Origin of the sequence: Pantoea sp. Ft-CA_14 (assembly GCF_024520875.1) — a bacterium.
Taxonomy (GTDB): domain Bacteria; phylum Pseudomonadota; class Gammaproteobacteria; order Enterobacterales; family Enterobacteriaceae; genus Pantoea; species Pantoea agglomerans.
The window spans coordinates 403197-416675 of record NZ_JALNPM010000001.1 but is presented as its reverse complement, the minus strand read 5'-3'; the positions used below and the strand labels follow the sequence as shown (position 1 = coordinate 416675).

The 13479-nt window shown below is 51.3% G+C and carries 14 protein-coding genes; 7 read left to right on the top strand and 7 right to left on the bottom strand.

Annotated elements, in window-relative coordinates; translation table 11 throughout:
• The first annotated feature begins 157 nt into the window (after positions 1–157).
• The gene (locus tag NR195_RS02015) at positions 158–610 is read left to right on the top strand and encodes an acyltransferase (protein ID WP_033761045.1); all 453 of its coding nucleotides are present in this window, start codon (positions 158–160) and stop codon (positions 608–610) included.
• Positions 611–729: 119 nt separating this feature from the next.
• Here NR195_RS02015 and NR195_RS02010 read toward each other — a convergent pair whose 3' ends face one another.
• Positions 730–1218 carry a DinB family protein gene (locus NR195_RS02010; protein ID WP_256844000.1) on the bottom strand — a complete coding sequence of 163 codons (489 nt, stop codon included), beginning with the start codon at positions 1216–1218 and terminating at the stop codon, positions 730–732.
• Between the two features lie 235 nt (positions 1219–1453).
• Here NR195_RS02010 and NR195_RS02005 point away from each other — a divergent pair, with 235 nt between their 5' ends.
• Together NR195_RS02005 and NR195_RS02000 are read left to right on the top strand one after the other, a co-directional pair.
• Positions 1454–1663 (top strand): DUF6434 domain-containing protein, encoded by a 210-nt coding sequence (locus tag NR195_RS02005; protein ID WP_256843999.1) that lies wholly within the window; start codon positions 1454–1456, stop codon positions 1661–1663.
• A 144-nt stretch (positions 1664–1807) separates the two neighbouring features.
• The gene (locus tag NR195_RS02000) at positions 1808–2725 is read left to right on the top strand and encodes an arginase family protein (RefSeq protein WP_256843998.1); all 918 of its coding nucleotides are present in this window, start codon (positions 1808–1810) and stop codon (positions 2723–2725) included.
• Between the two features lie 260 nt (positions 2726–2985).
• On the opposite strand, the gene NR195_RS01995 is transcribed toward NR195_RS02000, so the two are convergent.
• The 5 genes from NR195_RS01995 to NR195_RS01975 are packed head-to-tail and all read right to left on the bottom strand — an operon-like array spanning position 2986 to position 8510.
• A complete protein-coding gene (locus tag NR195_RS01995; RefSeq protein ID WP_256843997.1) occupies positions 2986–3960 on the bottom strand; it encodes an ABC transporter ATP-binding protein in 975 nt (324 codons plus the stop codon).
• Positions 3957–4937: an ABC transporter ATP-binding protein gene (locus NR195_RS01990; protein ID WP_256843996.1), complete on the bottom strand. Its 981-nt coding sequence runs from the start codon at positions 4935–4937 to the stop codon at positions 3957–3959. The genes NR195_RS01995 and NR195_RS01990 overlap by 4 nt, the downstream gene beginning before the upstream one ends.
• Positions 4934–5881 (bottom strand): oligopeptide ABC transporter permease, encoded by a 948-nt coding sequence (gene opp4C, locus NR195_RS01985; RefSeq protein WP_033760940.1) that lies wholly within the window; start codon positions 5879–5881, stop codon positions 4934–4936. The genes NR195_RS01990 and opp4C overlap by 4 nt, the downstream gene beginning before the upstream one ends.
• Positions 5881–6840 carry an ABC transporter permease gene (locus NR195_RS01980; protein WP_033760938.1) on the bottom strand — a complete coding sequence of 320 codons (960 nt, stop codon included), beginning with the start codon at positions 6838–6840 and terminating at the stop codon, positions 5881–5883. The genes opp4C and NR195_RS01980 overlap by 1 nt, the downstream gene beginning before the upstream one ends.
• Positions 6841–6884: 44 nt before the next feature.
• Complete coding sequence (locus NR195_RS01975; RefSeq protein WP_371742425.1) at positions 6885–8510, bottom strand: ABC transporter substrate-binding protein; 1626 nt, start codon at positions 8508–8510, stop codon at positions 6885–6887.
• Between the two features lie 581 nt (positions 8511–9091).
• Between NR195_RS01975 and NR195_RS01970 the strand changes: the two genes are divergently transcribed.
• The 4 genes from NR195_RS01970 to NR195_RS01955 all read left to right on the top strand — a co-directional run bounded on the left by NR195_RS01970 (position 9092) and on the right by NR195_RS01955 (position 12936).
• Positions 9092–9868, top strand: coding sequence for an isocitrate lyase/phosphoenolpyruvate mutase family protein (locus NR195_RS01970; protein ID WP_033768691.1), 777 nt, complete (start codon positions 9092–9094; stop codon positions 9866–9868).
• Positions 9852–10898, top strand: coding sequence for a bifunctional transcriptional activator/DNA repair enzyme AdaA (locus NR195_RS01965; protein WP_033768692.1), 1047 nt, complete (start codon positions 9852–9854; stop codon positions 10896–10898). The genes NR195_RS01970 and NR195_RS01965 overlap by 17 nt, the downstream gene beginning before the upstream one ends.
• Before the next feature lie 522 nt (positions 10899–11420).
• Positions 11421–12122, top strand: coding sequence for a glutathione S-transferase family protein (locus tag NR195_RS01960; RefSeq protein WP_256843995.1), 702 nt, complete (start codon positions 11421–11423; stop codon positions 12120–12122).
• Positions 12123–12372: 250 nt separating this feature from the next.
• A complete protein-coding gene (locus tag NR195_RS01955; protein WP_191923649.1) occupies positions 12373–12936 on the top strand; it encodes a TetR/AcrR family transcriptional regulator in 564 nt (187 codons plus the stop codon).
• A 348-nt stretch (positions 12937–13284) separates the two neighbouring features.
• On the opposite strand, the gene NR195_RS01950 is transcribed toward NR195_RS01955, so the two are convergent.
• Positions 13285–13377, bottom strand: a complete 93-nt coding sequence (locus NR195_RS01950; RefSeq protein ID WP_072044066.1) for a hypothetical protein — start codon at positions 13375–13377, stop codon at positions 13285–13287.
• Positions 13378–13479: the final 102 nt, after the last annotated feature.

Here is a 13479-nt window from a genome sequence, read left to right as displayed (position 1 = left end):
CCTAAGCCTGCAGTAAAAGTCCGCTGTGTGCCAGGAGCGGACATTGCGATCATCATAGTGCGCGAATGAGTGAAAGCAGGTTAACTTGGGCACTTGGTGAAGTTCAAAACCTGCTCAAGCTTTTAGCCGAATCATCTCGAGGAAGGACACAGCTCATATGAAGGTTATTGAAAGTGGCATTCGTGACGTAAAACAAGGTGAAAATGTGAAAGTAATCACGCCGGTAAACATCTATGAGTGTGAACTGGGCGATGATGTTTTTGTAGGACCATTCGTAGAGATACAAAAGGGATGCGTTATAGGCGACAGAACCCGAGTACAGTCTCACACTTTTATCTGTGAGAACGTTACCTTGGGTAAGGACTGTTTTATAGGCCATGGCGTAACCTTTGCTAACGACCTGTTCAAGAATGGCGGTCCTGATGCTTCTGCAGAAAGCTGGATACATATCGTATTAGGCAACGCGGTAACCGTGGGGAGCGGAGCAACTATCTTAACAACGGACATTTGCAGTGGTGCGGTGATTGGTGCAGGTAGCGTGGTTACAAAGCCTGTGTTAATTAAAGGGGTGTATGCTGGCAATCCAGCCAGACTTTTGAGAGAGCTCTAAGCATTATCTCTGAAAATTTTTAGCCCAAACTTATCGCCATCGCAGGTCGTTAAGGTAGGCTTCTCGCCAAAGCGGCCCTCAAAGCCGCTGGATAGGTGATGGGCTGAAGAACTTACCTGTCAGTGATTATGATCCCTTAGAAAAACCGTCAGCACATCTTTCGGAGGAACACCTCCGCACTCTGAAATTAACCAGCCTATTGCCCCACGGTGGTAGGTTCCATGAAAAAGCATATGATTTAGCATGTCTATGGCTGTCATTTCTACCTCTCCACCATCGACAAAACTGAACTTAATTGTTTCTCCTAAATCGGCCGGAGCCATTGAGCTGACGTGCTGAATATACCAGTTTGTACAGTCTTCCATTTTGACCTCAAGCTCATCTACAGAGGGTGTTTCAGGGGTATTCAGGGCAGTGTAACCATGCTGCCGTCCCGAAATATTTGCTCTGAAAATCATGTCTACCACATGAATATGGTTCATCAATCTTAGCATCAGATGACGCTTTTCTGCATAAGCAGATTCGCTGATAGCTTTAACTGCTTTTAGCGCTTCAGCATCAATCCAGCGCTTGAATTTCAAGAGTGTAACCAGTGTGTCCTTGTCCATGAATTTCTTCCTGATTTGCCAGTTTCAATAGCATATCAATTATGTAGGTCATGTAGCAGGGGTTCTAATTCAAAAAGTATAAGCATAAACAAGGTCCGCTCTTCGCTCTTAGCGGACACTACGTGATGCCGATGTCCGGTTTGTGCCAGAAGCGGACCTTGAGAAATTTCAGCTTCTCTGACTAAAGTGGAGTACTAATTTTTATTTAAAACCACTCATTACGGGAGCTGGAAAGATGGAAACCAATTGGCATAGCTCCTCACTAACACGTTCGACCATCATTGATAAAAATTACAAAAACACACAAAACGTTCGCCGTTTTATGATCAAAGAGTGTGGAGAGAATTTCCGATTCAATCGTGAATTTATGATCTGGATAAGTAATGCTACCCCTAAGAATTTGGGTGATGTCGTGGATGAGTGGAAACGGCGGTATAAACGTTAAAATATGGATGTCAGCCTCTCACTTATAGCGAACCTTGTGCGTTCTGGCACAGGTTAACACCTCGAATTTTATCTCGGCGACAAAGCTGTTTCGTAAGAAAGCTTAGTTTCTGTGGTACTCAACCCAGTTAAGATCAGGTTTTTTATGGAAAAAATAATCCTTGTCCCGTCTGGTCTTGGTCTCAACCCTCTTTATGAAGGGCACATACCGGGCACATTCCGTGCGCCAGCAGTTCTCATGCACCACGGACTCGATAAAATGTTTCCCTCTTGTAACTTTTTTACTGTTCCCTGCCCTGAATACAGCCCTGAATGTGAGCCAGGTACTGATATCCTGAACGGTCACAAGCTCAGACAACTTAATCTACGATTGGCTGATGAAGTAGAGGCGGCGCATCATCGCAACTTAAAGCCCGTTGTTATCGGAGGCGACTGCGCCATCCTGCCCGGAGCCTTGCTGGGCAGCAGGCGTCAGTTAGGGCAACTTGCACTTGTGCATATTGACGGCCACAGCGATTTCCGTCATCCCGGCAACTGGAAGCGAGAACCAGGAGCACGACCAGGCGCTGCGGCCGGAATGGATTTGGCACTCGTTACCGGTCGGGGAGAGCCATTACTGACTGCATGGCCCGGTATCGAAGGATCCCTGGTTCAGGATGACGCAGTGATTCAGTTGGGAGAGCGTGAGTCGCTCCTGGAAGATTATGAATGGCCTGACATTGTAGGCACTGATATCCGGCGTATAACTATTTTTGACGCGCTTAAGTTGCCTGATCATCATCTCATCAATGTGATATTCGAGCGGCTTAACCTTTTTCCTGAAATGCCCTACTGGATTCATCTTGATATGGATGTCCTGGACAGTTCTGAAATGTCTGCAGTTGATTGTCCCGGCATTCCCGGTTTGTCTTCTGAAACACTTGTAAATCTCTGTCGCGAACTTTTCAGAAATATGCGCTGCTGTGGCATCACAGTAACCATTTATGATCCTGATTTAGATCATGAAGGGACGGCAGCAAAGCTCATTTTGGACATGCTCAGAAGCATAACTAACGGTATCTGACCCAATTACAATCAAAGCGGTTACTACGTCCGTTTCTCGCTAATAGCGGACATCCGCCTTTTTCAGCAGGCAGTTTTTTACCAGAAGCGGAACTTGCTTACATTGCTATGTCAGTTTGCTGGGAGCAGGTCAGATAGGTTTTTATGACCTTTTCAGACAGGGTCGTATCAGGATTAATTTCTGATACTGACAGGCGTGGTTTTTTACATCATTGAACGTCAGACTCCATCAACCAGGGAGGATGAATCCTCTCTTTTTTATTACGTCAACTGCACCCAGTGGCACGCCACCTGATGGCCGGGGCGCATTTCGCGCAGTTCCGGAATTTCTGTGCGGCAGCGTACTGTTGCCTGCGGGCAGCGAGAAGAGAAGCGACAGCCAGAGGGCGGGCGCGAAGGATCCGGAATTTCCCCCTGCACCACCGGCACGGATAAGCTTCCAGGGGCAAGCGTCGGCACCGCCGCTAGCAGCGCCTGGGTGTAGGGGTGAAGCGGCTGGCTGAACAGCGCATCGCGGCTGGCAGTTTCCACCAGTTTCCCCAGATACATAACTGCCACGTCATCACACAAATGCTCCACGACACCGAGATCGTGAGAGATGAACAGGAAGGTGACGCCATGGTCATCACGCAAATCGGAAAACAGGTTAATGATTTGCGCCTGAATAGAGACATCCAGCGCCGAGATGGGTTCGTCGGCAATAATAAAATCCGGGTTGAGAATCAGCGCTCTGGCGATGCCGATACGCTGGCGCTGGCCGCCGGAAAACTCATGGGGAAAGCGATTGTAATGCTGCGGCGCCAGTCCACAGATTTTCATTACCTCCAGCACTTTGTCGCGCAGTTCTTCTTTGCTGCACAGCGTGTGTTCCAGCATTGCTTCCCCAATTGCATCACCTATTCGAATGCGTGGATTCAGCGAGCTGTAAGGATCCTGAAATACCAACTGGATTTTCGGGCGCAGCGCGCGCATCTGTTTCGGCGTCAGAGCCTGCAACTCCTGACCACGATACTTCACGCTACCTGCCGTTTTGTCATAAAGCCCCAGCAGCGTGCGTCCTACGGTGGTTTTACCGCTACCGGATTCGCCCACCAGGCCAAAAATAGTGCCAGGTCGAATGTTAAAACTGACGCCGTCCACAGCGCGTAGCTGTCCTGTTTCCTGACCAAAAAGCCCGTCGCGTAGCGAGAAATGCTTTTTCAACTCGTCCACTTCAATAACATATTGCTGGCTCATGCGATCGGCTCCGCTAACTCACTGTGAATACATGCGGCTTGCCGCGTATGCCCGATCAGCGGCGGAATGACCGCGTGGCACTGCGCGGTTCTGCGTTCGCAGCGATCATAGAACGCGCAGTACGGCGGCAGTTCGGCCAGGTCAGGCACCTGTCCGGGAATGGAGTAGAGGCGGCGTCGGCGCTCGCCCGGAACAGGGCGCGATGCGATAAGCCCTTTAGTATAAGGGTGCAGTGGGTTGTGTAGCACATCGGCAGTCGGGCCTTGCTCAACGATGCGCCCGGCGTACATCACCACGACATGTTCCGCCATCTGCGCGATAACCCCCAAATCGTGAGTGATCAGCATCAGCGCCATCTGCTGCGCCCGCGCCTGGTCGCGCAGTAAGCGCAGGATTTGCGCCTGCACGGTGACATCCAGCGCCGTGGTTGGCTCGTCGGCAATCAGCAGCTTCGGCTGGCAGCTTAACGCCATGGCAATCATGATGCGCTGCAACATGCCGCCGGAAAGCTGATGCGGATAGCAACCCATCAGACTCTCCGCACGCCCGAGTCCGACATCGGTGATCATTTGCGTGGCGTGCGTCCAGGCCGCTTTTGGTATTTCGCCGCGATGGCGTATCAGCGGTTCACAAAGCTGCTCGCCAATGGTCAGCACCGGATTGAGCGCTGTCATCGGCTCCTGAAAGATCATCGCTAATTGATTACCACGCAGATCGGCCATTTTCGACGGCTTCAGAGCAAGCAGATCGGTGCCCTCAAAGCGGATTTCTCCGCCGTCGATACGCGCAACCTGCGGCGGTAACAGTCCCATCAGCGACATGGCGGTAACGCTTTTGCCGCAGCCAGATTCACCAACAACGCCAATGGTTTGCCCTGCCTGAATGGTAAAGGAGACATCCTGTACAGCGCGCACACGCCCCTGCTCGCTGGCGAAGGAGATGGATAAGTTATTAAAGGTAATTAGCGGCTCGCTCATTTCAGGCTCCGTTTCATCTTCGGATCCAGCGCATCGCGCAGGCCATCGCCCAGCACATTAATGGCGATGACGGTCAGAAAAATGGCAATGCCCGGCGGCATCCACAGCCATGGGCGACGCTGAAAGTCGATCAGGCTGTTGGCCGCGTCCATCATATTGCCCCATGAGGGCGTTGGCGGTACGACGCCAAGGCCGAGGTAGCTAAGCGCGGATTCCATCAGGATGGCGTTGGCCACCGCCATGGTCGCCATCACCACCAGAATGGGTATGGTGTTCGGCAACAGATGACCGAACAGGCGGCGGCGCGAAGAGAGGCCCAGGACCTGCGTCGCCAGCATAAAATCACGTTCGCGCAGTGACAGGATTTGCCCGCGCACCAGCCGCGCCAGCTTCGGCCACTCCAGCAAGCTAAGCATCACTACTACCATGTAGATGCGCGAATCAGACGAAAAATCCAGCTCAGACAACATCGCTCCGGCAACAATCAGCAGCGGCAGGCTGGGAATCGTCATCACCAGATCCGCCATGCGCATAATCAGTTTGTCCGTCCAGCCGCCGGCATAGCCGGATACCGCACCCAGCAGGTAGCCCAGAGCCACCGAAAGTAGCATGGTCATCAGGCCAATAATCAGCGAGATACGACCGGCAAGCAGCAGGCGGGTATAAATATCGCGGCCAAGAAAATCGGTGCCCAGCCAGTGTTCTGCGCCAGGCGGTTTGTTGATCATCAGCGCATCGGTGGCGTCATCTTTCCACGGCGACCACACCGGGCCCAGCACGCACCAGATGGTCATGATTACCAGCAGAACCAGGCACAGCATCGACAGATGATTGTGGCGCAGCGCTTTCCACGCCTGGTGCCACGGAGAAGGTGTGGCCTGCGCCATCGCCGGAATTTCCGCCTTGCGTAAGCGGCGATTCGTAGAGAAAAGGGAACCGAACATCACGACCTCACGCGAATGCGCGGGTCGGCCCACGCGTACAATATATCGGCAATCAGGTTGCCCACAATGGTCAATACCGCAAGAAACAGGGTGAACCCCATCAGCACCGGATAATCGCGGGCGGCCAGAGAATCAATATGAATATGCCCTGCGCCCGGCCAGTTAAACACCTTTTCGGTGATGATCGCGCCGGAAAACAACCCCGGCAGCTCAAAACCTAACAGGGTGATGATTGGCAGCAACGCATTGCGCAGCGCGTGTTTAAGGATCACTGTGCGTTCGCGCAGCCCTTTAGCACGCGCGGTGCGGATAAAATCCATCTTCACTACGTCAAGCATGCTGGCACGGAAATAGCGCGTCAGGCTGCCCGCCTGCAACATCACCAGCGCCATGACCGGTAACACCAGATGCGCCGCAACCTGCATCACCCACACCCAGCCGTTATCGTCGCTGCCGGTGTTGGTCATGCCGCCCACTGGCAACCAGTGCAGATCGACTGCGAACCACTTAATAAGCAACAGGCAGAGAAAGAAGGTTGGGAAAGACATGGCAGCAAACACCGACACGCTCACCAGATGATCGAACAGCGAATTGGGTTTCAGCGCCGAGGCAATGCCCACCGCAAGCCCGATGCTCCAGTAAAACACCAGCGCAACGCTTGCCAGCAGGAACGAGTTCCAGATGTACTGGTTAAGTAGCTGACTCACCGGAATTTGGTATTGCAGCGAGAACCCCAAATCGCCGCGCAGCAACTGGCCGAGCCAATGCAGATAGCGGGTAAGGATCGGTTGATCGAGTCCATAAATAGCTTTCAGTTCGGCGGCGCGGGCAGCGGTGAGGGTAATGTTACCGTCGATAAAGTCGCCTGGCGTTTTCGCGAAAAGCATAAAAATAATCAGTGATGCGAGCAGCAGCATTGGCAGGGTTTGCAGCAGTCGCCTGAGGATAAAATTTCGCATAGCTTTCTCATGACAACTGCCGGGAGACCCGGCAGTTGTTACTGTTATTTAATGATTTTCACATCCGGCAGGCTACCGGTCAGCCCGTTGTAGATATCTGGTTTAAAGCCGGTGACGCGGGCACTACTGGCCGATAAAATCTCGCGGTTACCCAGCAGAATCACCGGCGGATCGTCCGCCAGCACTTTATACAGCTGGTGATAAATCGGTTTGCGTTTTTCCACATCCAGCACCGCATTACCTTCGTTGATCAGCTTATCAACCTGCGGATTGTTATAGCCGGACTCTTTCGCTTCCGTGCTGTAGTAATCCCACACGCCATCATGTGGATCGTTGAGTGTGCTGGTGCTGAAAGAGGCCAGGTCATAGTTACCGGCTTTACGCTGTGCCATGAGGGCGTTGAAATCCACCACCTGCGGCTTCAACAGCACGCCAATCTGCTGCCAGTTCTCTTTGGCGATGGGGATCAACGCATCATTCAGCACTTTCTTGCTCACCAGCAGCGTCAACTCCAGACGTTTACCGTCCTTCACGCGGATGCCATCAGGCCCCGGTTTCCAGCCCGCTTCATCAAGAAGTTTCTTCGCCTGTGCCGGGTCAAATTTGTATGGATTCACGCCATCTGTGTTATACGCCCATGAAATCGGGGCAATAGGTTCAATTGCCACTTTTCCATAGCCCTGATAAACCACATCAATCAACTTCTGGCGGTCGAGACCATAAATCAGCGCCTGTCGCACTTTCACGTCCTGCAACGCCGGGCGACGTACGTTGAATTCCACTTTGCTGTAGTCACTGGAGCCAAACAGGTTGATATTGGCGAAGCCCAGCATTTTCAGTTGTTCGATATCATCAGGGCGAGAAGTAAACGAGTCGTAATCGGTTTCGCCGGTCTGGAACAACTGGAAGTTAGTGGACGGGTTGGTTACGCGGTAGATAAAGCGCGGCGTCGGTGGTGTGCCACGGTAAAAATGGGTATTGGCGTGGAAACGAATCTCCTGGCCCGGAATATATTTGTCATAGACATACGGTCCGTTGCCCAGCGGTTTACCGTGCAACATGCGCAGATAGTCGAGATTGCCGCGCTGATACCCTTTCCCATAATACGCTTTCGACAACACCGGGCCGCCAATTTTCGCCAGCGTTGTCGCGCCAGGCTGCCCGGTGGTGACCTGTAATGTCAGCGGGTCGATCACTTTCAGGCCACTGACGCTATCAGCTTTTCCGGCTTTATACTCCGCGCCGCCCACAATGTTGGCGAGAGTGATGTCAGTATCGCCATCATATTTCGGGTCATGCAGCACGGTCAGGGTAAACGCCACATCTTCGGCGGTGAGGGGCGAGCCGTCGCTGAAAGTCAGGTGTGGGCGCAGCTTAATGGTGTAGACATTGTTATCCTGACTAACGCTCCAGCTTTCGGCCAGGCCTGGCACCAGCTTGCCGTGGCTATCCCAGTCAATCAGACGTGAGAAAATCACGTTGGTGACGTTTTCGTCCCAGCCGTTAACAAAGAAATAAGGGTTAAAAATACCCTGCGGTTCAGAGATACCAGCCACCACCGTGTCTTTACGCAGCTTAGCCACTGCCGGAATCTGGCTGGCATCGGTGGCTGGTGTAATGCCCTCTTTTAAGGGTAAATCGGCGAAAGAGGCTGAAGAGAAAGCCACCATACTGCTGAGTAACGCGATTTTAAGCGCCAGAGTAAAACGCGTGGGTTTTGTTTTTATGCTTTTCAGTAGGATGGACAAAATGGCTCCCTCATCAAATGTTTGTGTGGAATTTACAAATCATGACGAAAGATAAAAGCCGCACCGCACCCTGTCTAACAACGAAACAATCTGGCTTATAGCAAATTATCATTAGTAGATTTATGAGAAAGCAATGCTTAATTTTATCTAAAGAAGATGAGACATTACGCGGGGCAGTCGAAGAGTTCTGATATCGTAAGGGGTTTGACAATCAATAATGTGAAAAACCACGCCAGTCAGTATCAGAAATTAATTCTGACAAGACCTTTTCTCAAAATGACCATACAAACCTATCTGCTTTGCTCCCCGTTGATACTTATATCCGGCGGTTAGGAATGTTCGCTTTTTGCCAGAGGCAGACCCTGAAACACTACGACCGTATCACTCTGCATATCAGACTGACCCGATAAAATTTTGCTAAAAAAATGGTCGTCTGATTTTCGGTTGTGCCGTTTTTGCTGAATGCTTAGATTCATTTTCAATCTAATTGAGAGGATATGGATATGAACTTCGCAGAACTCCACAACCAGTATGAGCCCCTTCTTATCGCTAACGTCTGGGATGTCGTCAGTACTGTCGCAGCGCAAAAAGCTGGCTATCAGGCTCTGGGAACGTCCAGCGCAGCAATAGCGGCCACATTGGGATATGAAGACGGCCAGGGCATGCCGTTTGATGAATTATTTTTTATTGTCACTCGTATCCGGGCAGTTAGCAGCCTGCCATTAAGTGTTGATATGGAAGCAGGATATGGTGATTCAGCCGAAGAGATAATAGTCAATCTCAAGCGCCTTGCTCAGATAGGTGTATCAGGCGTTAACCTTGAAGACAGCAGAGTCATTAATCGGGTTCGACAGCTTGATGATGTGTCTGAATTTTCGCGTAATCTGAGAGCAGTATGCGATGCGCTGAGAAGTGATGGTTATAACCTGTTTCTGAACGTACGGACTGATGCTTACCTGCTCGGGCATGAAAGAGCGTTAGAGGAGACATTATTACGGGGTCAATATTATAGAGCTGCAGGTGCTGACGGCCTGTTTGTTCCCTGTCTGACCTCAGAGAAAGATATCAGCCTTATTGCAAATGCTATTGATCTGCCTCTGAATGTCATGTGTATGCCCGATCTTCCCTTGTTCGATAGACTGAAACTGGCCGGGGTAAGCCGCATTTCTATGGGTAATTTTGTTCATTCGGCCATTCAGTCAAAGCTGACTGATTTAATGCATGCGATCCGGTTGCATCAGACATTTGAAGGACTTTTTGTTAATGAAGGTTATCGATAAGAATCTTTGTGACGTCTGGTATCAGGCATTACTTGAACGCGCTTCAGAATATACGGGTGTGTTTTTTGCTGGCGTCAGAACGACTGGCGTATTCTGCATTTCGATATGCCGGGCGCGAAAGCCCAAACGTGAAAATGTAGAGTTTTATAAAGATGCCAAATCTGCCCTGGCGGCCGGCTTTCGCCCCTGTAAAGTCTGCAGACCTGCTGAAAACGCGCACAGCGCGCCATTATTTGTCGAACAGGCGCTTGCGCTTGTCAGGCACGATATTAAATCCCGTGTATCCGACGCGGATCTTCGTCAGCATGGAATCAGCCCGGAGCGAGTGCGGCGATGGTTCCTGCAACATCACGGCATCACTTTTCAGGCCTTCCAGCGAATGCAGCGGGTCAATATTGCCCTTCAGGAGCTGAAAAGCGGACGTGCAGCAACTGACGTCGCGCTGGACAATGGCTACGAATCCCTGAGCGGCTTTGGTTACATCTACAAGCGGCTAACTGGCGCAGCTCCGACTCGAACCACTCAGGTAATAGTCATTCACCGGTTTACTACTGCGCTGGGACCTATGTTTGTATGTGCCACAGAGCAGGGAGTCTGCCTGCTGGAGTTTACCGATCGCCGGATGTTAGAAACTGAATTTCGCGACATTCAGCGTTTACTTAACGCCAGGATTGTCACAGGAGAAAACAGTCATACCCGGCAGACAGTAAAAGAAATCAGCGAATATTTTGCCGGAACACGTCGTCACTTTGATCTCTTACTGGACGCCCCGGGCAGTAATTTTCAAAAGTCCGTCTGGGATGCACTACGTACTGTTCCTTATGGGGAGACCTCACACTATCAGGATATTTCGCTGCGACTGAATAAAACTGGCGCTGTACGAGCAGTTGCCGCTGCGAATGGTGCCAACCGGATTGCGATTGTGATTCCGTGCCACAGAATTATCGGTAAAAATAGCCAAATGACCGGATATGGTGGAGCCATATCGCGTAAAGAGTGGCTTATCGAACATGAAAGAAATCAGAGTTAAGTGAGTCAATACAGAATGCTTGCTGTATGAAACAGTCTTTTTCCGATCCTGTTACTTTTTACATGCAGTTTTAAGGTATTTGAAATCCCCACGTCCGCTTTTCGCTCACAGCGGCCGCTCATTTTTGTGACCAGTGATGATGCCGACACCAGTCGGCTTCATGGGTTGATCTAACCGCTACTAACTCACCCCGTGGCCCTTGCGCTTCCGGACTATCAGCCGGCTCTTCCTGTTGGCCAGCAGCCCGAATGGCAACCAGTCGACATTAATTGCAAAAATGCAACTCACCTGAAAACCCGCTTGAATCGAACCTCTCCACTCATTTGCATTTTTCAACCCTCCGGCGTCATTGTCCCCCTCCTTCAGCTATGCCTCCGCTGAAATATCGTATCAAGCATGAAGATCACCTAAAAATTAACCTAACAAGTGTTAGACAGGTGTTGACGTGTGTTGATTTGCCCGCTAAGGTTTATCTACCTAACGTTAGTTAGATACCCCAACCATCAACCTGTAGGATCGACCATGACTGCTAAACTTCAGCTTTTCACATCACCTTCGGCCTTTCCTAATCCACAGCGCCTGCGGCTTTTCATGCACGAAAAGGGCATCGCTGAGCAGTTTGCCGAGACCATCTATGACATGTCCCCTGGAGGAGAGCAGCGTGGCTGGCGACATTTGAATATGAATCCGTGGGGCGAAACACCTACCCTTGAACTGGCTGACGGGAGTTATATTTCTGAAACGGCTGCCATCGTTCGCTATCTTGATCAGGAGTATCCGGGCCGCAAGATTATGGGAGAAACAGCACTGGAACAGGGGCTGGATAATATGTGGGATAACCGGGTGTGGGTGCATATCCTGTACCGCATCGTTACAGCGTTCCACGTGTTGCACACCGGCCTCGGCTTCAGGCTGGAATTGACCAAAAATGAGGCCTGGGGTGAACACTGCCGTAAAGAAGCTTTGGCTCACGCCGCGCTGGTTAATCGCCATCTGTCAGACGGCCGCGAATGGCTGCTCGGCGGCGATGCCCCGACCTTCTCGGATATGACTCTGGCGACCGCGATCGCCTTCTCGAAATTCCCGGTCAATGCCACTCCACTGGACGAGCGTTTTGAGTTCTTAGATGCCTACTGGCAGCGCTGGACAAAACGTCCTGCCTTCCAGGCGGCCTACGCCGATCGCAACAGCGGCATTCCTGAGCTGGATTCGCCAGCCCGGTAATAGCGCCACTCGATGTAAACTCCGGTACGCCGGGTTCGTTATCTACTGACTTTCCCGGTGACCAGAGTGCTTATGATAGCGTCGGCTGTCGATGTTACTTGCTAAACCATGATGCAATGACGTCTGCCTGAGCACCCTGGATGCATTGAACTTACTGTTTTCCATGGCAATCACCCTGTCACCCGGTAAGCGTTTGCTGTAAATTAGCATTCTCTATTTAAGAGATCATCCCAATACCAAAGGCATCAAGATGAGCGTCAACACCAGGGAAGCCATTTTGCAGGCGGCCAGGAAAATTGCCCAATCTCAGGGCTATAACGGTTTGAATTTCCGCGACCTAGCGCAGGATGTGGGTATCAAAGCGGCGAGTATTTACTACTATTTTCCAGGCAAAGCCGAGTTGGGTATTGCCGTTGCCAGACGATACTGGGAGGACGGTGCGCTCGCACTCGAGATGATCGAATCAGAAAGCCCATCACCCATTGACGCGCTGCGTCGCTTTCCTGAAATCTTCCGAAGATCACTTGAGGCCGAAAATCGTCTCTGCCTGGGCAGTTTCATGGGCGCTGAAAAAGAGACCTTACCTCCAGAAATGAATGCAGAAATACAGAAGTTTGCTGATGTGAACATTGCATGGCTGAACAGACTTCTGGTGGCTGCGAAGGTGTGCGATTCAAGTGAGAGTGAATCCAGAGCACGTGCAATTTTCACGGCCATTGCCGGTGCCCAGCTTATCGCCAGAAGTCGCTCAGATATCTCGCTTTTTGATTCACTGGTGAATTCATACCGCGCCTTCGGACCTCTGCCAGCATAGCAACTGCCCGCAATCCGATTCAGTGAATGGGCGGCTTTATGCACGCGCGCCCAATGCGGCGCGGCGTCCGGTAGCGTATGTGCTTTTCCACTCAGGAACTCACCCCTTTGAATCAATGCGCGACGGGCCAGGGTAAAAGTATTACGCCGTGTCTCATCATCACCTGCGATAAAGGGGTGAAACCTCGGTTCAGGAAAGCGTTTATTTCAGCGGTTCAGGTAGCTAACAATCCACAATTTGCTGTCCGACTGCGGTTTCTTAAGCGGCTTCAGGCCAATAGTCGTGGCAATAAGCTTATCATCAACCGTAAGCGTCCCCTGCTCAGTCACCTGATAATCATTACGCTTCTTACCTTTCAGCAATGCGGGTGATGCGGTAACCCTGAGAGTACAGCAGTAAAGCCTGCCTGCGGGGATCGCGTTCGTCGGGGGCGGATGTCATGTTCACGCAGCACAAATACGGCCGCGACACTACTTGATCACAATAATGCGGCAGATTGCGCAGAGTTCCCCCCTCGCCTTTGATTTACGCTGTTATATCCTG

What these genes read in the sequence shown, in the direction of transcription:
- NR195_RS02015 (WP_033761045.1), top strand. Translation starts at nt 158, where the DNA reads ATGAAGGTTATTGAAAGTGGCATTCGTGACGTAAAACAAGGTGAAAAT.
- NR195_RS02010 (WP_256844000.1), bottom strand. Translation starts at nt 1,218, where the DNA reads ATGGACAAGGACACACTGGTTACACTCTTGAAATTCAAGCGCTGGATT.
- NR195_RS02005 (WP_256843999.1), top strand. Translation starts at nt 1,454, where the DNA reads ATGGAAACCAATTGGCATAGCTCCTCACTAACACGTTCGACCATCATT.
- NR195_RS02000 (WP_256843998.1), top strand. Translation starts at nt 1,808, where the DNA reads ATGGAAAAAATAATCCTTGTCCCGTCTGGTCTTGGTCTCAACCCTCTT.
- NR195_RS01995 (WP_256843997.1), bottom strand. Translation starts at nt 3,960, where the DNA reads ATGAGCCAGCAATATGTTATTGAAGTGGACGAGTTGAAAAAGCATTTC.
- NR195_RS01990 (WP_256843996.1), bottom strand. Translation starts at nt 4,937, where the DNA reads ATGAGCGAGCCGCTAATTACCTTTAATAACTTATCCATCTCCTTCGCC.
- opp4C (WP_033760940.1), bottom strand. Translation starts at nt 5,881, where the DNA reads ATGTTCGGTTCCCTTTTCTCTACGAATCGCCGCTTACGCAAGGCGGAA.
- NR195_RS01980 (WP_033760938.1), bottom strand. Translation starts at nt 6,840, where the DNA reads ATGCGAAATTTTATCCTCAGGCGACTGCTGCAAACCCTGCCAATGCTG.
- NR195_RS01975 (WP_371742425.1), bottom strand. Translation starts at nt 8,510, where the DNA reads ATGGTGGCTTTCTCTTCAGCCTCTTTCGCCGATTTACCCTTAAAAGAG.
- NR195_RS01970 (WP_033768691.1), top strand. Translation starts at nt 9,092, where the DNA reads ATGAACTTCGCAGAACTCCACAACCAGTATGAGCCCCTTCTTATCGCT.
- NR195_RS01965 (WP_033768692.1), top strand. Translation starts at nt 9,852, where the DNA reads ATGAAGGTTATCGATAAGAATCTTTGTGACGTCTGGTATCAGGCATTA.
- NR195_RS01960 (WP_256843995.1), top strand. Translation starts at nt 11,421, where the DNA reads ATGACTGCTAAACTTCAGCTTTTCACATCACCTTCGGCCTTTCCTAAT.
- NR195_RS01955 (WP_191923649.1), top strand. Translation starts at nt 12,373, where the DNA reads ATGAGCGTCAACACCAGGGAAGCCATTTTGCAGGCGGCCAGGAAAATT.
- NR195_RS01950 (WP_072044066.1), bottom strand. Translation starts at nt 13,377, where the DNA reads ATGACATCCGCCCCCGACGAACGCGATCCCCGCAGGCAGGCTTTACTG.